Origin of the sequence: Vibrio gallaecicus (assembly GCF_024347495.1) — a bacterium.
In the GTDB taxonomy this organism is placed as follows: domain Bacteria; phylum Pseudomonadota; class Gammaproteobacteria; order Enterobacterales; family Vibrionaceae; genus Vibrio; species Vibrio gallaecicus.
The window spans coordinates 336,635-357,873 of record NZ_AP025491.1; the positions used below are offsets into that span (position 1 = coordinate 336,635).

Genomic DNA, 21,239 nt, shown 5'->3' on the forward strand with positions numbered 1-21,239 from the left:
TCAAAGTAACCAATAAATATTGAATAATGGTGGTGTAAATATTATCAGGGCAGTAAACCATCACCGAATCAAATGCTTTTTACTTTAAAGTTTTTTATAATTCCACTAGTATCGAAATATAGTGATAGAGTATCGAAATTGAGGTAAAAGCTATGCTAGCGGAATGGTTAACACATAAAGACCACTTGAGAAGTTACATAGTAAAACAGACGGGTGATTTAGATCTAGCTGATGATATTTTGCAAGAAGTATATATAAAAGCCAGCCAAAAAATAGAACAGTTAGAAGCCAGGGATAAACTGAAAAATTGGTTATACCGTATCACTCATAACACGATCATGGACTTCTATCGCTCACATCAGAATCATGAAGAGTTAGTTGATAACCAAGTGGAAGAAGAGGTGCCTGACGAAGTTGTGAACCTTCAAACCATGGGGCAGTGCTTGAGACCTATGTTTGATTGCTTACCGGAAAAGTACCGTGAAGTGATGATCCTTTCGGAATTGGATGGGTTATCTCAGCAGGCTGTTGCTGATCAGTTAGGGTTATCACTTTCTGGTACGAAAAGCCGAATCCAGCGTGGCCGGGTTAAGCTTAAAAAGATTCTCACCGACTGCTGTAATGTGGAAGCTGGGCGAGAAGGTATAATAGACTTTTACCCCAAAGATAAGTGTGTTGATTTTGCAAAGAAAAATGGTGCAAATTAGGCTATGTTTGGCAGTTTGATGGTTAACTTACTTTAAATAGAAATCGATCCGTAATATGGGTCGATTTTTTGTTTAAATCAGTTTCTACTATCCGCAATTGATAGTTTCTACTACAAAAATAGCACGCGAGCTCTGACGGCAGTAAGTGCAGCATCAGATAAATTAGAGAGTTTTTTCATAATGAATACCAACAAAAACCAATTTATATCGCAGCAAGTGATTGAAGATGTATGTGAGTGGGAAATCATGCATGGTGTTGCTTTTCGTCAGGATGATAATACAGCAAGACATGTGCCATTTAGTATCACTCCAATGACGATGGAACGTCCAGTTTATAGTCATTTACTCGCGGTGACGCCATTAATCGCTAAGTTAGTGAGTAACGTGTCAGAAGATCATGAGTTCTTGCAAGAATCCCTTCGTGATATGGCAAAAGCTGACCCTTTCTTCGGGCGTTTAATTGAGTTACACCAGCAAGCCTACGGCGATGTATCTCAAAGTGATGAAGCGGCTCGCCAGTCATTATTATTGATGCGAACTGATTTTATGGACGATCGCCAGCATGGTGCAAAAGTGATTGAGTTTAATGGTATTGCGGCTGGTATGGGACCCTTCGGACAACGCGCGACAGAGCTACATCGCTTTGTCAAAGACCAATGGAATGACGTATACAATACGTGGCTAGAAGATGATTCAGCGGTCCCTGCTGATAATCAAGCTTTGGAGCAACTGGCTCATGGGATTGCAACGGCAACCAATAAAGTAAAAATGCACTTCTCGGCATTAGATGATGCAAACGACCAGCAGAAACCAACGTTTTTGATGATTGTTCAGAAAGGCGAGGATAATGTTTACGATCAGCACCTTCTGGAAGTAGCCCTGCGAAACCTTGGTGTGAGAACGGTAAGACGTACATTCGATCAGTTGAGCACTCAGCTATCGAGTGGTGAGAATAAGCGCCTTATTTTGAATGGTGTAGGGGCAATCGATACGGTTTATCTAAGAGCTGGTTATCAATATTCAGATTACTGGGCTCCGGATCTAAACGAACCTATTTGCTGCCATACGTTAAGCCAAACGCGTTTGTTCATTGAGAAACATTATGTAGCAATGAATGCCACTATCAGCCAGCAACTGGCAACCAGTAAATCAATGCAAATGCTACTGACTATTATGCCTGCAGAAGATTATGCTCGTTGGGGTTTAACACTTGAAGAAGCGCAGTTAGTGAAAAGCGTATTGGCGGAGATGAAGCCTATTTCGACAGAAACCATTGAATGGTTCAACTGCCATGCGGACAAAAAAGAATGGGTGCTTAAAAATCAAGGTGAGGGTGGTGGCCACTGTGTATTTGGTGAAGACATCAGCGACACTCTCACTAAGCTAAAACCAGAAGAGTACGATGCGTGGGCATTGATGCAACGTTTGTATCCGCATGAACGAGACACATCCACAATTGCTATTCGCGATGGTCAGCAAACGTTGGTGAAAGATCTTGTGAGTGAGATAGGTTTATTTACTGCGCACTATAAGGGTGACGCCGTAACAGAGTTGGGTGGTTACGCTGGTTATCTAATTCGTAGTAAGCCTGCAAGTGAGAATGAAGGTGGTATTCATAGTGGTCAAGGTATTCTCGATTCACTTGTTCTCATTTAATTTATATCAAGAGGTTTAGATTAATTGTAGCCTTTGGGTAATTAGACCTTCAGAAGTGTCATTATCCATTGGCTGATTTTATAAACATCAGCATTATTCACTTTTTTGCAAAGCATCCATCATCCTTTCGATTCACATTTCGTTTAGTTATTCAGCGACTCCCATAATACGTAGCTTCAACTTGGTAAAGAGATCATTTCCGAACTTGAGTTTATAGACCTTCTTGAATCTATGAAAAAATCTTATTTATTTGAGCTAGGTTATAAGTCAGAGTTTTAAAGTGTGAACTAACAATCACATCTTGTTGATAGCGCTTTGCTTAATATTACGCCTGATTATTATGTATGATAATAACATATAAAGGATTAAATAAATGAAACAAACTCTTGCTCTGACTGGTGCTATTTTACTTGCTATGCCTGCATTGGCAGATGTTGCTAATAACGGTGTGGATTCCCCAGTTCCTGCTGATAAATTTGATATGCGTAACTGGAAAATTACGATTCCTTCAGACATCAATGAAGATGGTAAAGTCGATGAAATTGAAGGCGTAGCAATGATGAGCTACTCTCATTCAGACTTCTTCCACCTAGATAAGAACGGGCATCTTGTCTTTGAAGTGCATAACAAAGCGATCACGACTAAAAATTCAAAGAATGCGCGTTCTGAACTGCGTCAAATGCCTCGTGGTGCTAATTTTGATAACATTCTTACTGACGGCAAGCTGAACCAGTGGGCTCTTTCTAGCCACCCAGAAGCGGATCAATACAGCGCAGTAGGCGGCACTTTAGAGGCAACGCTTCAGGTTAACCATGTTTCTCTGCATGCAAAACACCCTGAAAAATATCCAGCGCACTCTGTAGTTGTAGGACAAATACACGCTAAAAAGCACAAAGATCAGATCAAAGCTAAAACTGGATATGGACACGGTAACGAGCCTCTTAAGATTTTCTACAAGAAGTTTCCAGACCAAGAATACGGTTCAGTTTTCTGGAACTACGAACGTAACCTAGAGAAGAAAGATCCAAACCGTGCGGATATTGCTTACCCAGTATGGGGCAACACTTGGGAAAACCCAGCTGAGCCAGGAAAAGCAGGTATTGCTCTAGGTGAAGACTTTAGCTATCGAGTAGAAGTTAAGGGCACAATGATGCACCTAACTTTCGAAACGGCGAGGCACAATACAGTGACTTACGACATTGACTTAAGTAAAGGTGTGGATGATAAAGATCACCCAACAGGTTATGCAGCAGATGACTTCTACTACAAAGCGGGTGCATACGGTCAATGTAGCGTACAAGATTCTCACCCAGTATGGGGACCTGGTTGTGAAGGTACGGGTGATTTTGCTGTTGATAAGAAGAATGGTGACTACAACAGTGTGACGTTCTCTGCTTTGAAGTTGAACGGTAAGTAACCTCACTTTCCACCAACATTTATTTGTTAAAAGAAGCCTTTTGGTGCGCTAACCCGTAGTAAAAGGCTTTTCTATTTCGATGTCAGGTTTTTCTGTTCTTTCTTACCTGTTCGTTTATTAACGACATTCTTGGTAATCAATCGAACATCAAGGTTTGACACTGATCACTCATATCGTTAGCCTGAGCGGCAAAGTAACTTGTCTTAGCTGATGGGTTACTCTGCATTACCCTATCTATCCAAGGAACAAGATTACATGAGTGAGCTAACACCACAGCAAGAAGAAGCTATTGCAACGTTTAAAGAGAACCTTCATCTTCCTGGAGGTGGTTTCCATCTTCTTATCATTGAGTTGTGTAAAGAATTTCAATTGCCTTTCCAAAAAGTACGTAATGTATTGATGAAAGCTCAAACAAAAATTGAAAAGAAGATTCGTCACGATTTCAATGCCGTATGTGAGAGTGATTTAACTCAAGAGACTTGGTTGAATACGATTCGAGCTAAATTAGGAGAGATGGCTCAAGACCATGTGCCTGTCATGGACAACTTATTAGCGAGTGAAAAATACAAGAAAGTATTGGCGGCGCTTACCTCACCTATTCAAAATGAATACGAGCGTGAAGATATTTTAGAAGAGTTAATGCAAGTGTATGAAAAAGAGGTGTTTAAGCCTTTGCTTGCTATGCTGCATACAACCAAATTGTATTGGAAACTTATGCTCGCAGAAGATTTAAATAAAATGACTGAAACATGCCGTGAGCAATTCGCCGATTACCCGCAACATATGGAAGCTGCCGAGCTTTTATTTAAGCTAGATGAAAAAGTGAGAGCCACAAAGCTAAGTGAATAAGTGAATAAGTGAATAAGTGAATAAGTGAATAAGTGTTTAATTCACTGATGTAGCTGTCTATTACTGCGCCTTTTACTTAAATCTGTATTTCCACACCTCTAACCACCTCTCTTCATCAATAGGCTTACTACTGAGCCTATTGATTCTATGTCAGCCGTGAATCGTGAACTTTGACTTTATGGCTATTTCAGTACTTGTTTAATTTTATCTATAAGAGTGTTGTAACGGTGAGGGAGTTCTCTATTTCGTTTCTGTACCAAATATAGAGCTTCTTCCACCTTTTTAGTTGGAGGAGCGATATAAAGGTTTTCTGCTTGAGGGAAGTTTCTAACAGCACTTTCAGGTAGAACCGTGAAACCTAAGCCTTTAGATATCGGTACCAGAATTTGGTGTAGTTGGTTGATATAACCAGCTTTTGGTAGCGAATTTATGTTTATCTTTGATAGCTCTTCATCGCCACACAAATCAAAATAAAGCGATAGATAGTGATGAGAATCGGGGTGGCAGATCAAACCAACAGAAAACAATAACTCCGATGTTACAGCTTGTCCCTCATAGGATTTAGGTAGGACTAAGCACAGGGCTTCTTTTCCGATAATTTCATTTTGAAATAAGCTGCTACTGGGTATGTGTGTGACTATGCCAAGCTCAATGCTGCCTTGTTGAATGTCGTTCAACACTTTGTGGTTTGGCGCAGCTTCAAGGTGGAAATACATTTCGGAATGTTCTTTTTGCAAATCCAATAACTTGGGATAGAGCAATAAAGACAAAGACCCAGAGCACGATAATAAACATTGGCCTGAATAAGGGTTATCAAAACATAATGATTCGAATAGAGCGTGCTCATCTTTAGCGATTTTAATGGCGTATTGATAGATTATTCGACCCTGTTCGGTCAGTTCAAAACTCTTGTTTTCTCTTGTAATTAAAGGGTGATTACAAGCATGTTCTAGCTTCTTGATATGCTGGCTCACACCCGGTTGAGTCATGTAGAGTTTTTCTGCGGTCTGAGTGAAATGACCAACATCAACTAGAGTTTTGAATGTGTGTAACCAAAGAGGGTTAAGCATGCGCTAGGCTCAATAAATAACAAAAAATTATTATTATTGCAAAATATGATAATTTCAAGATGTCATTTTGTCTTCGTGTGGCTCAACGATAAATTCATTTGTACCAAAGTGTGTTTTCTGTTCTAGTGAATTGATATTCAATCTCAGAGGATAAGTGATGAAAACAATTGGCATGCTAGGTGGAATGAGTTGGGAGTCTACATCAAATTATTATCGTGAAATTAACCAGTTAGTCAAAGCTCAACTGGGTGGTTTCAATTCTGCCAAAATTGTTATGTACAGCGTAAATTTTGAAGAGATTGAAAAATTACAAACAGCAGGTGAATGGGATAAAACCGGTATAATTCTTAGTAATGCGGCTCTTTCACTGAAAGCGGCAGGTGCTGATTTTTTAATGATTTGCACGAATACAATGCATAAAGTCGCGAATCAAGTGGAACAAGAAACCGGGTTACCACTTTTACATATAGCTGATGCGACTGGCGAGCAGTTAAAAGCACAAGGTATTAGCAAGGTTGGTTTGTTAGGTACTGCATTTACAATGGAACAACAGTTCTACAAAGGTCGTTTACAAGAAAAGTTTGGTATTGAAGTCATCGTACCTAATGGTGTTCAGCGTAAGCTAGTTCATGGAGTGATTTATAACGAATTGGTTCAAGGTGTTTTAAATAACCGATCAAGAAATGATTTCATTACGGTGATAAACGACCTACAGGAAAGTGGTGCAGAGGCAGTAATCTTAGGTTGTACTGAAATTGCTATGTTGGTGAATCAGAATGATACGAAAGTTCCTTTGTTCGATACTACCGAAATACATGCTCAGGCGGCCGTTGACTACGCATTAAGCTAATACGATTAAAAGTACATTTAGAAGACGTACATTAAAAACGTATATTTGAAAGAACCGGATTAGAGGTGAATCAACACAGTGTTGGTTCATCTTAGAAAATACAAGGATTGTGTGATGAATAGAAATGTTTGGTTATTATCGCTTTGCCAAGCACTGCTAATGACAGGAAACATATTGTTGATTTCCGTGATTGGATTAATTGGCAAACAGATTGCACCGAGCACCAGTATGATTACATTGCCTGTTGCATTGCAGTTTCTTGGTTTGATGGCTGCCACTATCCCTGCATCCTTGATATCCGGAAAATTAGGGCGTAAACGGGGTTTTAGTATTGGTAACATGGTCGGGATTACAGGTGCGAGCCTTGCGACCTATGCTTTATATCAGCAGCAATTTTACCTATTTTGTTTTGCTACATTTTTGCTGGGTATCGGTATTGGTTTTGGCACGCTTTATCGTTTTGCGGCTATTGAGGTTTGCGATGAAAATGCACGACACCGGGCAATATCCATATCTATGGCTGGTGGAGTATTAGCGGCTGTTTTAGGACCTAACTTAGCTATTATGTCGCAAGAATGGTCACAGGACGGTTTATACATAGGCGCTTTTGCTTCACTTATCCTTTTGAATATTTTCGCTCTAATCATTCTACAAACGATTCAATTTCCCGAAACCTCATATCATTCCTCTCGAGAAAAATCAGACTCGATTGGTGAGATTGTAAAAGCACCGAACTTTATTGTCGCCGTTTTTGCAGCAATGGTTTCCTACGCGGTAATGAATATTCTCATGACAGCAACACCACTTGCGATGATTGGCTGTGGGTTTAATTTTACGAAAGCGGCAGGGGTGATTGAATGGCACGTATTGGGCATGTTTGTACCTGCTTTCTTTACGGGGCGACTAATTGAAAAGTTTGGAGCACGACATGTGATATTAGTTGGTGGATTACTGTTTGTTGCATGTATTGCTATCAATATACACGGTCAATCTATTTGGCACTTTAGAGTTTCTCTAGTATTGCTTGGGGTGGGTTGGAACTTCATGTTTATAGCCGCGACAGGTATGTTTAGCCAAGCATACAAGGAAAAGAACAAAGCTAAAGCACAAGCGTTTAATGAGTTTGTCGTGTTTAGCTGCGTCACGGTTACTGCACTTTTATCTGGTTGGCTTGAATCGACCGTTGGTTGGCAAAACTTGAATCTTTATGTCCTGCCGTTTGTGCTAATGGTCATTGTAATCTTTGCAGTGAATGCTAAGCAGTCTCGCGTTACGGCTTAATAATTGATAATTGATACTGCTAAGAACACAGTATTTAACCCGCTAGTAACGAGCTTTACGTACGAATTAGTATGCTCTGAACTCATCTATAAAAGTTCAGAGCATGTTAACTAAAGACTTTTACTTTTGTTAAGCGACACTTCGATAGAAATATTTTTCACAGGTTTGATCACTTAGCTTTCTTAGCCCTAATGAGATTAGAGCGACAACAACAACGGAAAAGACTAACCGCCCCCAAAATATGGTGTTGAAGTCAGCACCTATCAACATAATCAATAATGTATCTTCAATCAGACTGTGTAGCAGATTAAGCAGCATAATTGCGGTGAATACATCTCTCGCGGCAATATGACCACGTTTAGCTTCATTTATCAGTAACCCCCCACCGAAAGATAAACCTAACGTGACGCCAATGATGGTGAGATTGGTTGCTTCTTTACTGATGCCTAAAATGCGAAGAAATGGTCTAAGTAACACAGCCATTAATTTTTCAATACCAAGCAGCTTCAAGATTTTAAGTAAAAATAATAAGGCAGAAATAACGAGGAATATAACAGCAAAGTTTTTTACTTGGCTTACCGCCCAAGCTAAATAACTGGTGTTTGTGACGGTTTCTGGCTGCCATAAAATGACCGCGTGTTCTGATAGGAAACCACCAGTTTGATAAGTCAGGTTAAGTAACCAAGCAAAAAAGAGACTACCACCAATACGCACAAAAAGAGTGCCAGCAAGGTTTACCCCTGCTTTTTTTGCTATTGCAGCCTCTATGGGTAAGGAGTGCGCCAAAAGCATCATGCTGCCCAATATTGACGCTTGAGCCACCGTTAATGGCATGTCTAAATTGATGAACACGATTATACCTGCATAGATATTCGTGAGCATTGTGGTTGCCCAAACCAAGCCAAGTTCTTTGGGGAGCCCTACTAACTCCATAATGGGGCTCAACCAACTACTCAGTAATACAATTCCTCCTAATTCTTCGACGACTTTTATCACTAGGATGATAGGAATCATAATTTTAAAAAGGGTGTATGTAACATCAAAAATGTCACGAATAAGTTCTTTAAAAAAGAGTTGAATCGGTTGCATTGGCTCTGTCCATGAAATGTGGCGAATAGTGATATGTTACACAGCATTTCTCTATCAAGATTTCGTTTTCAGTTTACTAAGATGTTAAAAAATTATTATTTGAGTTATTTTGAGAAATTATAGGTAATTAAATTGGCTCAGTGAGAAATTATGGATATAGATCGTATAGACAGGAATATCTTAGCAACCTTGCAAAAAAACAATCGAGTTTCAAATATTGTGTTGGCGGAGTTAGTTGGGTTATCGCCTCCTGCGTGTTTAAAGCGAGTTAAACGCCTACGCGAAGAGGGGATCATTATCGGTGATGTTTCGATTATCAACCCAGAGTTGGCTGGCAGCACTATGACTTTGATTGTGTCTGTCGAAATGGAGCGAGATAGGGCAGATATATATCAAGTGTTTAGACGTTCTATTTTGAAGGCTCCTGAGGTGACCCAATGCTACCAAATATCAGGAAGTTATGACTTTATGTTAGTAGTGACAGTAAAGGATATTCTGGCTTATGAGCAGTTTGTAGAACGCGTTTTGCATACGGATTTAAACATCAGAAAGTTTCATACATCAGTTTCTTTGAGAACCGTTAAATTCACTACGGCAATCGATCTAGAAAAATAGCGTAAAGTTTAGGCTTAAAATACTAATTATATGGATGTGGTGTCATTTTTATCACTAAATAAATACATTTTTTACACTTATCTATTTTATAATGTTATTTGATTCGTTAATTAGTAGTACTGTGAGATAACTATGAAAGTGGTTGAAAGTCCTAAGCTTTCTGTTGCTATGTTGGCACCAAAATATTGGCTGATTTGGTTGGGTTTTGGTTTATTGGCATTAACTGTGAATATTTTACCTTATTGGGTATTGCAAAAAATTGGCTTTGGAATAGGTAGCCTATCAAAGCTTGTATTGGGAAGGCGGTCTAAGGTTGCGTATCGAAACTTTCAGTTAAGTTTTCCAGAATTATCAGATGATGAGATAAAGAATCTCGTTAATGATAATTTTAAAAAGACAGGCTTAGCGTTAATTGAAACGGGAATGGCTTGGTTTTGGCCCGATTGGCGAGTGAAAAAGCATATGGCTGTGATTGGACAGGATATGCTGATAGAACAAGAAAAGAATAACCGTGGTGTTTTGGTTGTCTGCGGACACTTTCTGAACCTAGAAATGACAGCTCGTATATTCAGTTTCTTTGCACCAGGCTACGGCGTTTATCGTGCTCACACGAACTTAGTGTATGAATTCATACAGCATAGAGGTCGAACTTGGAAAGGTCACCAGATGATCGATCGGTCTGACTTAAAAGGTATGATTCGAGTGCTAAAGTCGGGTAACCGTTTGTGGTATCTACCTGACCATGATTATGGAAGAACTAGCTCTGTATTTGTTCCTTTTTTTGGAGTAAATGAAGCGGCAACAACATCGGGTTCAAGCTTCCTTATTGATATGAGTAGATGTGCCGTAATGTCCGCAGTGACCGTTCGTAAACAAAGTCAATATACATTGGAAATTAGCGATGACTTAAGTGCTAAGTTCCCTCGAAAGTCTCCTGAAATTGCTGCAAGGTTAATGAATGAAGAGATTGAGAGAATGATTAAAAGAGACGTAAGCGCGTGGATGTGGTTACACCGCAGGTTTAAAACTTTGCCTGAAGGCTATCAAGGTGGCTGCCGTTACTCTTAATTTCCGTTAGCTTAGCCATAGATTTACTATAACGTTCGTTTTTGGCTGCAATTGTTTGAGTTAATTATTTGAAATAGCTTGCGCATAATTGAGCTTGGACATAATTGAGATGATACGCTAAGTAAAAAGCCCCCTGCATCAGACATGCAGGGGGCTTTTTTGATTCTATAACTTCTATCTAGTAGTGTAATAATTTAAGCCAATAATGTAGACGCTCAAGTTATTTTCACAACCAACTAAGGTGAAGTTGAATCTCGAGAGACTCAACTATCACACTGTTAAGCTAGAATTTCTTTCGCTGTGTTTACTACGTTTTCAGTAGTGAAACCGAACATCTTGAATAGCTCACCTGCTGGTGCAGATTCGCCAAACGTTGTCATACCGATGATCTTGCCACCGAAGCCAACGTACTTGTACCAGAAATCAGCGATGCCAGCTTCTACAGCGATACGAGCTGTAACGTCAGATGGCAGTACAGACTCACGGTACTCAGCGTCTTGCTTATCGAACGCGTCAGTTGCAGGCATAGATACTACGCGTACCGCTTTACCTTCAGCTGTAAGTTCAGCAGCAGCGCTAACCGCTAGCTCAACTTCAGAACCTGTAGCGATGATGATTAGCTCAGGTTTACCAGCACAATCTTTCAGGATGTAACCACCCTTAGCGATGTTTGCTACTTGCTCTGCGTCACGGTCTTGTTGTGCAAGGTTTTGACGAGAGAAGATAAGTGCAGAAGGACCATCTTTGCGTTCGATTGCTAGTTTCCAAGCAACAGCAGACTCAACTTGGTCACATGGGCGCCATGTGCTCATGTTTGGAGTCAGGCGTAGAGATGCGATCTGCTCAACCGGTTGGTGAGTTGGACCATCTTCGCCAAGACCGATAGAGTCATGCGTGTAAACTTGGATGTTCTGAGTTTTCATCAGAGCAGCCATACGCATCGCGTTACGAGCGTATTCCATGAACATTAGGAACGTTGCGCCGTATGGTACGAAACCACCGTGCAGAGCGATACCGTTCATGATAGCCGTCATACCGAATTCACGTACACCGTAGTGGATGTAGTTACCCGAGAAGTCGTTTGCTTCAAGAGACTTAGAACCAGACCACATAGTTAGGTTAGAAGGCGCAAGGTCAGCAGAGCCGCCCATGAATTCAGGTAGCATAGCACCGAATGCTTCTAGAGCATTTTGAGATGCTTTACGTGATGCGATGTTAGCTGGGTTAGCTTGAAGATCAGCGATGATTGCCGATGTTTTCTCTTCCCACTCAGCTGGAAGGTCACCGTTTACGCGGCGTTTGAATTCAGCTGCCAGCTCAGGGTATGCTGCTTCATAAGCTGCAAGTTTCTCGTTCCACGCTGCTTCCTTAGCTGCGCCTGCTTCTTTCGCATCCCACTCTGAGTAAACTTCCGACGGAATTTCAAAAGGACCGTGCTCCCAACCTAATTCTTTACGTGTTGCTGCAATTTCTTCAGCGCCTAGTGGTGCACCGTGACAGTCGTGCGTACCTGCTTTGTTTGGAGAACCAAAGCCAATAACTGTTTTAGTACAGATTAGAGTCGGGCGAGGATCCGCTTTAGCGGCTTCGATTGCAGCATTGATAGCGTCAGCGTCGTGGCCATCTACAGCTGGGATTACGTGCCAGCCGTATGCTTCAAAACGCTTAGGTGTATCGTCAGAGAACCAACCTTCAACTTCACCATCAATAGAGATACCGTTGTCATCCCAGAAAGCAACCAGCTTACCAAGACCTAGCGTACCTGCTAGAGAACATGCTTCGTGAGAGATACCTTCCATCAGACAGCCATCACCCATGAATGCATAAGTGTAGTGGTCTACGATGTCGTGGCCTTCTTTGTTGAACTGTGCAGCAAGAGCTTTCTCAGCCATTGCCATACCAACAGCGTTAGTGATGCCTTGACCTAGAGGACCAGTCGTTGTTTCGATACCTGGTGCGTAACCGTACTCAGGGTGACCTGGAGTCTTAGAGTGTAGTTGACGGAAGTTCTTAAGATCTTCAATTGAAAGCTCGTAACCTGCTAGGTGAAGCAGAGAGTAAATCAGCATTGAACCATGGCCGTTAGACAGGATAAAACGGTCGCGGTCAGCCCACTCAGGGTTTGATGGGTTGTGGTTTAGGTGAGAACGCCAAAGTACTTCAGCGATGTCAGCCATACCCATAGGAGCGCCTGGGTGACCAGAGTTTGCTTGTTGTACACCGTCCATGCTCAAAGCACGAATAGCGTTAGCTAGATGTTTGCGATTCATAATTGCTTCCAATAGAGTCTAAATTAGAAATTTATAGTTTTGAAATAAGAGAGGAACGAAATTCGTTCCTCTTTTTTATATGGTAGTGATTACAGCTTAGCTGCGATCATGTCTTCTAGTTTACCTTGGTCAACTGCGAAGTTACGGATACCTTCAGCCAGTTTCTCAACAGCCATTGCGTCTTGGTTGTGGTCCCATAGGAACTCAGCGTGAGTCATTGCTGCAGGGCGCTCTTTAGTACCGTTAGAGTCGATTAGCTTCTCTACAACTTCACCTTCAGCCGCTTCTAGGTCAGCTAGAAGTTGAGGTGCGATAGTTAGACGGTCACAACCAGCAAGTTCAAGGATCTCGCCGATGTTACGGAAGCTTGCGCCCATAACAACAGTCTTGTAACCGTGCTCTTTGTAGTAGTTGTAGATGTCTGAAACAGAGATAACGCCTGGATCTTCAGAAGCTTCAAAGTCACGACCTTCTTTCGCTTTGTACCAGTCCATGATGCGACCAACGAAAGGAGAGATTAGGAATACGCCAGCTTCAGCACAAGCACGAGCTTGAGCGAAAGAGAATAGAAGCGTTAGGTTACAGTTGATGCCTTCTTTTTCTAGGATTTCAGCAGCACGGATGCCTTCCCAAGTAGAAGCTAGTTTGATAAGGATACGGTCGTTAGTGATGCCAGCGTCGTTGTACATTTTGATTAGTTGACGAGCTTTAGTCACACTGCCTTCTAAGTCGTAAGAAAGACGAGCGTCAACTTCAGTTGAAATACGACCAGGAACAACTTTAAGGATTTCTTTACCGATGTTCACGTTCAGCATGTCACAAGTATCTTGAACTTGCTGTGCTTTGTCGCCGCTTTGAGCTTTAGCGTATTCGATAGAAGCATCAATTAAAGGTGCGTACTCAGCAATTTGAGCAGCCTTAAGAATTAGAGAAGGGTTAGTAGTTGCATCTTCAGGTGTGTACTTGCTGATAGCTTCGATATCACCAGTGTCCGCTACAACAGTTGTAAGTTTACGTAGTTGCTCTAATTTATTGCTCATTGTTGATCATCCTATGTCTTGGGCAACACTTCATCAAAATGAAGCGTGGGCATTTGCAAGCTAACTCATCCACATTCATAAATTTGGTTAGTAGAAAGTGTATGAGTTTAAATTTTCAATTGAGCGAACATTTGTCTCGAACATATGATCGCTCAATGAGTAAATGATGTAGCCATATTTATCTGATCTAGCGGTAAAGTCAATTACGAATGACTGTTAATAGTGACTTTAATCAAATATATTTATCATCAGTCACCATAAGGCTTTCAAGCAAACGTTTAGCAATAATTCAATCCCTTTTATCCCCATCCTATATTCACCTAAATATACCTGAGAATATGTAACTTGAATGAGCAAATGCTCAGTGTGTATAATGAATTTAGATGAAAAGATAAGAATATGGCGAAGTCTATCTTAGGTGAAATAATTGTTAATGGTGGGTTAAATAGAATATGTCTAATAATATTCAAGATGTTTCGGAAGAAAATACCGATGTACTAACAGAAATTGCCGTTGCTTATTACCAAGACGGAGCGACTCAAGAAGAAATATCAAAAAAGTTCTCAATCTCACGTGCAAAGGTAGGGCGAATGCTCAAACAAGCGAGAGATGAAGGGATAGTCGATATTACGGTGAAGTACCACCCAGTGTTTAGTGCCAAAATTGAGCAGAGATTGATTGAACGTTTTGGTGTTAAACGAGCTTTAGTGGCGCTTGACCAACCTCAAGAAGAACAGCAACGGTTACAGGTGGCAGGATTGGTATCAAAGTACTTAACCAGCTCACTTAAGAATGGAATGGTAGTGACAGTAGGGCAGGGGCGAAATGTATCTTCTGTTGCACACCATGTTGGCGTAATCACCCCACGTGATTGTAAGTTCGTTTGCGGTATTGGTGGTATTCACCCAAGAGGCGGTATGTTTAACGCGGATCATATTTGTCGTCAGCTAGCTAAAAAATATGGCGGCAGTTCAGAAACCTTGTATGCCCCTGCGTATGCGGAAAACAGAGACCAAAAGTTAGCATTCATGCAAAACGCGACCGTCAAGCAAACTCTGGATTTGGCACGTAAAGCAGATGTTGCATTGGTCGGTATTGGTGATATGAGCGAGAACAGCTACATGGTTGACTTAGGCTGGTTTACCGCTGATGAAGTGGTTCAGTCACGATTACTGCAAGGCGTGGTTGGGGATTTTGCTGGTTACGACTTCTTCGATGTGCATGGTAAAGCTGCAAATACCGTCATGAGTGACCGAGTAATTGGATTGGGCTTAGAGGAGTATCGCGCAATCTCTGATGTTATTGCTATTGCGGCGGAAAACAGTAAGCCACTCGCTTTATTAGGTGCGTTGCGTTCCGGAGTTGTAGATGTAATTGCCACGACGGTAAGTAATGCTTTAACGGTTTTAAATCTAGACGAGCAGCTCAGCGTGAGCAACCCAAACGGCAGTGAATAGCAAAGCAACTCCCTGTATCGCTGAATTCACTATTTGATCAAGTCATGGAAAAAACGCCCCTAGTTGAAACCGGTGTAATAATGGGGATAACAATTAGACATGACTCGAATAGTGAATTTGTTCAGCGGTTGAAAGAATTATCACTCTTTAATGTTAAGCCACATTAAAGGAGATAATTATGAAACTGTCATTTATTACACGAGCCATTTCTAGCAATAGTGATCAATCAAGTTCTATCTTTAAATCTAATCCTATCAGCGCGCTTAGCTTAATAGCAGCAGCTTGTATACTCACACCTACAGCACATGCCGATGATAAAGTTGTCGCCGGGTACTTTGCTGATTGGCAATACCTGAATAAAGACAACCCTTATACTGTTGATGACATACCAGCAGACAAGCTATCTCATATTATCTACGCCTTCTTAAGCATGTGTGGTCCCCACACAGGAGCCGGTGAGCCAGTCCAAAAACAAATTCAGCAGCAATGTGCGGATAAAGACCCCTTTACTGCGATTATTGTGGATAAAAAATCGGCATTAGAAGTCGATTTTGGTGATGTGAATGTAGATGTTGGCTATAAAGGTCATTTTGCCCAGTTAGCTCAGCTTAAAGCCGACAATAAAGACATTGTAATATTGCCATCATTCGGCGGGTGGACAATGTCTGAACCTTTTCATGCGATGGCGAAAGATCCTAAAGCCATTGCACACTTTTCCAAAACGGCTGTTGAGTTGATCCAAAAATATGACTTTTTTGATGGTATTGATCTTGATTGGGAATACCCAGGAGGCGGCGGTTTAACCACTTCGCCTTGGAACCCAGAAACTAAGCTCACTGATGAGCAGAAAGCGTCAGAACGAGAGGCTTTCACGCTGTTAGTGAAAACGCTTAGAAGTGATTTAGACGCTTTGTCGAAAAAAACGCGAAGAGACTATGAACTTTCAACGGCTGTAGGCGTGGGAGCTAAAGCTGCACAAATTGATTGGAACGCAGCCAGCCCATATTTAACGAATATGTTTGCGATGACATATGATTTCCTCGGCGGGTGGGGAACACAGACTGGTCACACAACAAACTTACATGCCACAGAGCGCAGTTGGTGGGGAATGGGCGCTGATGTGTTCATTAATCAAATGATTGAACAAGGTATCCCTAGTGAAAAGCTGGTGATCGGAGCTGCATTCTATGGTCGAGGCTGGCAAGGCACAAAAGACTTTGCTGGAGAATTACCGAAAGGTGATCTGGTTTCAGAACAAGGTGCGCAGTTTGGTACTGGCGAAAACGGTTACTTCATGTTCTGGGATCTTATGAATAATTACAGTAGCAAGCAGGGTTATGAGTACAAGTACGATGAACAAGCTCAAGCACCTTACTTGTGGAACCCTGACAAAAAAGTATTCATATCTTTCGAAGATCAACGTTCAATTAAAGCAAAGGTCGAATGGGCGAAGAAATCTGACCTAGGTGGTATTTTTACTTGGGAATTATCAGGCGATCCTACAGGTCAACTGATAGATGTCATGCATAATGAAATGAATAAATAATTCATTAAAAATAAAACACCTAGCAAATATGCTAGGTGTTTTTCTATCTACTTACTTTGCTAATCCACTTGCTCATGGTTCTAAATAGAAAACTCAGCATACTTAGTCTCCTGCTGATTTAGGTGAACAGCCAGCTCTTCTGAAGAGATAGGGCGGGAAAAGTAGTAGCCTTGCATCAAATCACACTTACACTCTTTAAGTACATCAAAATGTTGATTAGATTCAACACCCTCAGCCAATACAATCATTCCAAAGTTTTTGCCAATAGCGATAATATTCTGAACCATAGTAAGAGATTGTTGATCACAATGTATGTTCTCAATGAAACTCTTATCAATTTTTAGCTCATTGATCGGTAGCGCTTTTAACATGCTTAATGATGAGTACCCTGTTCCAAAGTCATCGAGCGAAATTCTAATACCTTTCTCATGTAAGGATTCACATATTGGCTTTACGTGACTTAAATCTTCAATAAACAGGTTTTCAGTAATTTCTAAAGTCAGTAAATCAGGGTTAAATTGATATCTTTCAAGTGTCGATATCAAATGTTCAGAAAATCGTTTATTCATAAATTGACGGACTGAGATATTAATTGAAAGCCCAAATTTGATTTGCTCAGATTGATGCAGTCTAGCTATTTGTTGAATGCTAGACTCAATAATGAAAGTACCAAGGCGATTCATTAAACCTGTATTCTCGGCTATAGGGATAAAAACATCTGGCGGGATAAAACCTAACTCTTCATCTATCCATCGAACTAAAGCCTCAACTCCATAGGTACTACCATCGGCATTCACTTGTGGTTGGAAGACCATGAATAAGCTTTTATTCTCAACTGCAAGTCTTAGTCTTTGTTCTACCTTCATCTTATAAAGGTGAGTTTCTTGCATTTCAGAAGTGAAAATACTGAAAGAATTTTGTTGCTTCTTTGCTTTATACATTGAGATATCGGCTGCTCGAAGTAAGCTATCTAAGTCGTTTCCATGTTCAGGAAACATTGAAATCCCGATACTGCAGCCGAGTAGAAACTGGGAGTCATTGACTTCATAAGGCACAGCCAAATCATCAATGATCCGTTGGGCGAGGGCTTTAACATCTTGTTCATGATTTCGAGGCGTCAGTAAGATGAATTCATCACTGGATTCCCTGACAATTAAACATTCACTGGTATGAATATTAATAAGACGTTTTGATATTTGCTTAAGAACTTTGTCACCAAAATCATGACCATGCGTATCGTTCACACTTTTAAAGTTGTCGATATCAATGAACAATAATGAAAATGGCTTGGTTTTGTTACCTAGCCAGTGATGGATGTCATTTCTCATATACTGCCTGTTCGGCAATAAAGTCAGAGGATCGTGACTTGCCTGATACACTAGCTGCTCTTTTGCGACCATTTCACTTTTGGCAATAGAATTTACGAGTAAATAAAAACCAATATGTAAAAGTATAAAGACTAAGAAATAAACAAGAAATTCTTTAGCGAAGAGCTCGTCTACGTACGTGAGATCTGTTTGACCTACCACCCACAATTTATAGTCTCGAAGATATTTTGCGGTAACAATGGCGTTTATTTGAGGATCAGAGGTTGCGATGGAATAGCTTTGATTACTGAGTTTTATTTCCTCAATGCTAATGTCATGTTGTTCTGCCACTTTAGCCGTGATGACCTTATACATGTTCGCATCAACAGTTTCATTATATCGAGCTACAGAATGAATAGGTGATGATTCAAATTGACGAAAGTGATCGGCGCGTATGAGCAGTAATTCATTGTAATCGCCATAGTGAGTATTATCATTAAAAACTAATGTACTATTCAATTGCAAACCAGCTGTCATAACGGCTTGCACGCCTTTTCCAGGTAAAGAAATCGCTTTTCTAATCGGAATGATTAAGCTATTGAGAGACTCGTGAAAATAAGTTCTTCCTAGAATCATCTTGTCACTGTTGAGCGCTTCTATAAATGAATCTCTGGTGTGTGGTCTTTCCATTAAGCCGGGCAAAGTCGATAAGCTGAGGTTGGAACTTACGGCAATGAAGTTTCCTTCTTTGTTAGTAAGTCCGAAAGCGGCAATCGCGGGGTGAGTATCGAGTAATTGGTCAAGTATTGGTCTAATCTGTAGGGCTGCTGTACGCGTGAAGTCAGATTGCTGTACGAGCTGATGACCAACCACCTCTAGTAGAGCTTCTTGACTGGTTAATAGAGAATTAACTGATGTTGAAAAGAGTTCGACTTGAAGGTGTTGCTTGTCTACAAAGTCTTCTCTGTTCGCATCCCACTTGTTGTAACCTAGCAATGTGAAAAGTATCAGGGTGATTGAGACAATCAGAAAATACAACATCCAGATATTTTTCTTGAATACAGCCATAGAAGTCTTCTTTTGTGATGAAATTCTTAACTCGTTTAGTTCTTTAAGCTTGGTTTTCAATCGCTTGAATTCTGGGATTTAAAGCCACTATTACTGAGGTTAAAGCAACGGCTACTGAAACTAAAATTAGCTACTTAAATTCTGGGTCACAGCGATAGGAAGGTTCGAGTCGGCTCCCCACTCAGTCCATGATCCATCGTAAATGCTCATGCTATTTTGATAACCTGCAATGTATGACGCTACAAGTAAAATACAAGCGGTAACACCAGAACCACAACTAAAAATCATGGGGTTAGATTCATCTAATGGTAGTTGATTGAAGATGTTCTTCAAGTCTTGCGTATCTTTTAAGTGACCATCGTTCAGGACTGATGCAAATGGAAGGCAAAGGGAGTGAGGAATATGCCCACTGCGCAAACCTTTTCTTGGCTCTGGTACTTTTGAATCAAATCGAGCCTGTGAACGCGCATCAATAATATTTGCGCTTTGTGCATTTGAATGGGTTAACACTTGTTGAGCATTAATAAAGTAACCATGTTCAAGTGTTCCACTGAAATCACCGTCTTGAGTGACCTCTTTATAATCTGCGGTTGTTGCTCCTCCATTTTTTATCCATGCAGGTAAACCGCCATCTAAGATCAATACTTTGTTATGTCCCATGGCTTTAAACATCCACCAAGCTCTAGGTGAAGCATAAGTCCCTGCATTGTCATAAATCACAATGGTACTTGAATTGTTGATACCCAGTGCTTGTGCTCGTTCGTTGAAATGCTTTTCAGAAGGAAACATATGAGGGAGTAGAGTGTGACGGTTGCAAAAGTCTTTGTCATAGTCGAATTGAATCGCATTGGGAATCATTTGCCCAGTAACCTTTGGAGATTCGCCAGGGATTTGAAACTCGATACTGGCATCAAGGATAATTGTGTCTGGATCGTTATAAATCGTCTGTAATTGTTCAGCAGATATAAGTATTGGATTCATTACAATGTTCCTTTTTCTGTAGAGACAGAGCAGCTTATAAACTGGTAGCTGCTTTTTTGCGTGAGTTTATTCGAGAGTTCTTGAAGTAAAGCTAAGTCGTTGACTTGGCAGTTTGTAGTCGGGGGAATACCAAGTCGAAATGTTCCGAGTTCTGAGTGCTCAAGTGTCAAATATCGCCTGTGTCCATCCAGCGATTGTGTAAGAGTATTGGCAATAATAGTAGCCGATATCTTGTGTTCAGTCGGTGTGCTCAGTGGATAACGAGAAAGCAAAACAAGCGTGATGCACCCGATGAAAAGAATTATTAGACCGACTTTAAGTTGCTTCATTCCATTGAAATACTGAATAAATAATTCATATAAGATACGGTACAAACAAGATAAATGGAATCTTGTTAGCTGAAATATGTGCTTTAGCAAAGAAAACCGCAAACTCGTTATTGAGCTGCGGTTTATGATTATTATCTGAATACTTAGCTTTTCCTAGTTACGGCGACTTACCAAGTTAATTGGCTCTCAGAAGTGGAGAATACTTGCTGTAAGGGCGGTTGGTCATCAAAAAACCATACTTCAACAAGAAACTCATCCTCTACTGATGGAGCAGAAAAACTGCTATCAAATGTTCCAGAGTTCAAAGAACCAGCGATAACCTTACTAGAATAATCGGGCTTGTAGCTAGAGTCATTCTTGATCGAGAACCGAGTATATACAGAGACAAATGATCGAGCGGTTGTGATACTACTTATATCGATGTCCAGTTCATAGTCGCCCATGGGGTTATAATCAAAGCCATCAGGTACAACGAGATCTTCCATCTTTGTTGCAGTTGCTAGTGCAGGTGTAGCTGCAGCACCTGAGCCTCCGCCACTGTCTCCCCCACATGCACTTAGTAATAAAGTAGAAAGCGCGCACACCACCAGATAGCTGTTTTTGAAAATAGAGTTATTGAATAAAGTCATGTTGAGCTCC

The 21,239-nt window shown here is 40.8% G+C and carries 18 protein-coding genes; 10 read left to right on the forward strand and 8 right to left on the reverse strand.

Going from position 1 to position 21,239, the window contains the following annotated elements; translation table 11 throughout:
- Positions 1 to 152: 152 nt before the first annotated feature.
- The 4 genes from sigZ to OCU78_RS16080 all read left to right on the forward strand — a co-directional run bounded on the left by sigZ (position 153) and on the right by OCU78_RS16080 (position 4,629).
- Positions 153 to 707, forward strand: coding sequence for an RNA polymerase sigma factor SigZ (gene sigZ / locus OCU78_RS16065; protein WP_137372230.1), 555 nt, complete (start codon positions 153 to 155; stop codon positions 705 to 707).
- 180 nt (positions 708 to 887) lie between these two features.
- Positions 888 to 2,363, forward strand: coding sequence for a glutathione synthase (locus tag OCU78_RS16070; RefSeq protein WP_137372231.1), 1,476 nt, complete (start codon positions 888 to 890; stop codon positions 2,361 to 2,363).
- A 373-nt stretch (positions 2,364 to 2,736) separates the two neighbouring features.
- Positions 2,737 to 3,780: a polysaccharide lyase family 7 protein gene (locus OCU78_RS16075; protein ID WP_137372232.1), complete on the forward strand. Its 1,044-nt coding sequence runs from the start codon at positions 2,737 to 2,739 to the stop codon at positions 3,778 to 3,780.
- 255 nt (positions 3,781 to 4,035) lie between these two features.
- Positions 4,036 to 4,629: a hypothetical protein gene (locus tag OCU78_RS16080; protein ID WP_137372233.1), complete on the forward strand. Its 594-nt coding sequence runs from the start codon at positions 4,036 to 4,038 to the stop codon at positions 4,627 to 4,629.
- A 182-nt stretch (positions 4,630 to 4,811) separates the two neighbouring features.
- Here OCU78_RS16080 and OCU78_RS16085 read toward each other — a convergent pair whose 3' ends face one another.
- Positions 4,812 to 5,699 carry a LysR family transcriptional regulator gene (locus OCU78_RS16085; protein ID WP_137372234.1) on the reverse strand — a complete coding sequence of 296 codons (888 nt, stop codon included), beginning with the start codon at positions 5,697 to 5,699 and terminating at the stop codon, positions 4,812 to 4,814.
- Between the two features lie 157 nt (positions 5,700 to 5,856).
- Between OCU78_RS16085 and OCU78_RS16090 the strand changes: the two genes are divergently transcribed.
- Both OCU78_RS16090 and OCU78_RS16095 read left to right on the forward strand, forming a co-directional pair.
- Entirely contained in the window at positions 5,857 to 6,549 is a 693-nt protein-coding gene (locus OCU78_RS16090) for an aspartate/glutamate racemase family protein (protein WP_137372235.1), read from the forward strand.
- A 114-nt stretch (positions 6,550 to 6,663) separates the two neighbouring features.
- On the forward strand, positions 6,664 to 7,830 hold the full coding sequence (locus OCU78_RS16095; RefSeq protein ID WP_137372236.1) for an MFS transporter: 1,167 nt from the start codon (positions 6,664 to 6,666) through the stop codon (positions 7,828 to 7,830).
- 129 nt (positions 7,831 to 7,959) lie between these two features.
- Here OCU78_RS16095 and OCU78_RS16100 read toward each other — a convergent pair whose 3' ends face one another.
- A complete protein-coding gene (locus OCU78_RS16100) occupies positions 7,960 to 8,919 on the reverse strand; it encodes a hypothetical protein (protein WP_137372237.1) in 960 nt (319 codons plus the stop codon).
- Positions 8,920 to 9,069: 150 nt separating this feature from the next.
- Between OCU78_RS16100 and OCU78_RS16105 the strand changes: the two genes are divergently transcribed.
- Positions 9,070 to 9,534 (forward strand): Lrp/AsnC family transcriptional regulator, encoded by a 465-nt coding sequence (locus OCU78_RS16105; RefSeq protein WP_137372238.1) that lies wholly within the window; start codon positions 9,070 to 9,072, stop codon positions 9,532 to 9,534.
- Between the two features lie 132 nt (positions 9,535 to 9,666).
- A complete protein-coding gene (gene lpxL / locus OCU78_RS16110; RefSeq protein WP_137372239.1) occupies positions 9,667 to 10,602 on the forward strand; it encodes an LpxL/LpxP family Kdo(2)-lipid IV(A) lauroyl/palmitoleoyl acyltransferase in 936 nt (311 codons plus the stop codon).
- A 278-nt stretch (positions 10,603 to 10,880) separates the two neighbouring features.
- Here lpxL and tkt read toward each other — a convergent pair whose 3' ends face one another.
- Positions 10,881 to 12,872 carry a transketolase gene (tkt, locus tag OCU78_RS16115; RefSeq protein ID WP_261856048.1) on the reverse strand — a complete coding sequence of 664 codons (1,992 nt, stop codon included), beginning with the start codon at positions 12,870 to 12,872 and terminating at the stop codon, positions 10,881 to 10,883.
- Positions 12,873 to 12,961: 89 nt separating this feature from the next.
- Positions 12,962 to 13,912: a transaldolase gene (gene tal, locus OCU78_RS16120; protein ID WP_137375376.1), complete on the reverse strand. Its 951-nt coding sequence runs from the start codon at positions 13,910 to 13,912 to the stop codon at positions 12,962 to 12,964.
- Between the two features lie 452 nt (positions 13,913 to 14,364).
- On the opposite strand from tal, the gene OCU78_RS16125 reads away from it, so the two are divergent.
- Positions 14,365 to 15,369, forward strand: coding sequence for a sugar-binding transcriptional regulator (locus tag OCU78_RS16125; RefSeq protein ID WP_137375375.1), 1,005 nt, complete (start codon positions 14,365 to 14,367; stop codon positions 15,367 to 15,369).
- Positions 15,370 to 15,547: 178 nt separating this feature from the next.
- On the forward strand, positions 15,548 to 16,915 hold the full coding sequence (locus OCU78_RS16130) for a glycoside hydrolase family 18 protein (RefSeq protein WP_180033752.1): 1,368 nt from the start codon (positions 15,548 to 15,550) through the stop codon (positions 16,913 to 16,915).
- 80 nt (positions 16,916 to 16,995) lie between these two features.
- Here the strand turns inward: OCU78_RS16130 and OCU78_RS16135 are convergent, their stop codons facing one another.
- From OCU78_RS16135 to OCU78_RS16150, 4 genes are all read right to left on the reverse strand, one after another.
- Positions 16,996 to 19,290, reverse strand: coding sequence for a bifunctional diguanylate cyclase/phosphodiesterase (locus OCU78_RS16135; protein WP_137375374.1), 2,295 nt, complete (start codon positions 19,288 to 19,290; stop codon positions 16,996 to 16,998).
- Between the two features lie 126 nt (positions 19,291 to 19,416).
- Positions 19,417 to 20,271 (reverse strand): sulfurtransferase, encoded by an 855-nt coding sequence (locus tag OCU78_RS16140; protein ID WP_137375373.1) that lies wholly within the window; start codon positions 20,269 to 20,271, stop codon positions 19,417 to 19,419.
- Complete coding sequence (locus tag OCU78_RS16145; protein ID WP_137375372.1) at positions 20,271 to 20,600, reverse strand: hypothetical protein; 330 nt, start codon at positions 20,598 to 20,600, stop codon at positions 20,271 to 20,273. Before OCU78_RS16145 ends, OCU78_RS16140 begins: the two co-directional genes overlap by 1 nt.
- A gap of 167 nt (positions 20,601 to 20,767) precedes the next feature.
- Entirely contained in the window at positions 20,768 to 21,229 is a 462-nt protein-coding gene (locus OCU78_RS16150) for a hypothetical protein (protein ID WP_240701790.1), read from the reverse strand.
- Positions 21,230 to 21,239: the final 10 nt, after the last annotated feature.

Excerpts from the sequence above, each read along its gene's own strand:
- sigZ (WP_137372230.1), top strand. The coding sequence starts at position 153 with ATGCTAGCGGAATGGTTAACACATAAAGACCACTTGAGAAGTTACATA.
- OCU78_RS16070 (WP_137372231.1), top strand. The coding sequence starts at position 888 with ATGAATACCAACAAAAACCAATTTATATCGCAGCAAGTGATTGAAGAT.
- OCU78_RS16075 (WP_137372232.1), top strand. The coding sequence starts at position 2,737 with ATGAAACAAACTCTTGCTCTGACTGGTGCTATTTTACTTGCTATGCCT.
- OCU78_RS16080 (WP_137372233.1), top strand. The coding sequence starts at position 4,036 with ATGAGTGAGCTAACACCACAGCAAGAAGAAGCTATTGCAACGTTTAAA.
- OCU78_RS16085 (WP_137372234.1), bottom strand. The coding sequence starts at position 5,699 with ATGCTTAACCCTCTTTGGTTACACACATTCAAAACTCTAGTTGATGTT.
- OCU78_RS16090 (WP_137372235.1), top strand. The coding sequence starts at position 5,857 with ATGAAAACAATTGGCATGCTAGGTGGAATGAGTTGGGAGTCTACATCA.
- OCU78_RS16095 (WP_137372236.1), top strand. The coding sequence starts at position 6,664 with ATGAATAGAAATGTTTGGTTATTATCGCTTTGCCAAGCACTGCTAATG.
- OCU78_RS16100 (WP_137372237.1), bottom strand. The coding sequence starts at position 8,919 with ATGCAACCGATTCAACTCTTTTTTAAAGAACTTATTCGTGACATTTTT.
- OCU78_RS16105 (WP_137372238.1), top strand. The coding sequence starts at position 9,070 with ATGGATATAGATCGTATAGACAGGAATATCTTAGCAACCTTGCAAAAA.
- lpxL (WP_137372239.1), top strand. The coding sequence starts at position 9,667 with ATGAAAGTGGTTGAAAGTCCTAAGCTTTCTGTTGCTATGTTGGCACCA.
- tkt (WP_261856048.1), bottom strand. The coding sequence starts at position 12,872 with ATGAATCGCAAACATCTAGCTAACGCTATTCGTGCTTTGAGCATGGAC.
- tal (WP_137375376.1), bottom strand. The coding sequence starts at position 13,912 with ATGAGCAATAAATTAGAGCAACTACGTAAACTTACAACTGTTGTAGCG.
- OCU78_RS16125 (WP_137375375.1), top strand. The coding sequence starts at position 14,365 with ATGTCTAATAATATTCAAGATGTTTCGGAAGAAAATACCGATGTACTA.
- OCU78_RS16130 (WP_180033752.1), top strand. The coding sequence starts at position 15,548 with ATGAAACTGTCATTTATTACACGAGCCATTTCTAGCAATAGTGATCAA.
- OCU78_RS16135 (WP_137375374.1), bottom strand. The coding sequence starts at position 19,290 with ATGGCTGTATTCAAGAAAAATATCTGGATGTTGTATTTTCTGATTGTC.
- OCU78_RS16140 (WP_137375373.1), bottom strand. The coding sequence starts at position 20,271 with ATGAATCCAATACTTATATCTGCTGAACAATTACAGACGATTTATAAC.
- OCU78_RS16145 (WP_137375372.1), bottom strand. The coding sequence starts at position 20,600 with ATGAAGCAACTTAAAGTCGGTCTAATAATTCTTTTCATCGGGTGCATC.
- OCU78_RS16150 (WP_240701790.1), bottom strand. The coding sequence starts at position 21,229 with ATGACTTTATTCAATAACTCTATTTTCAAAAACAGCTATCTGGTGGTG.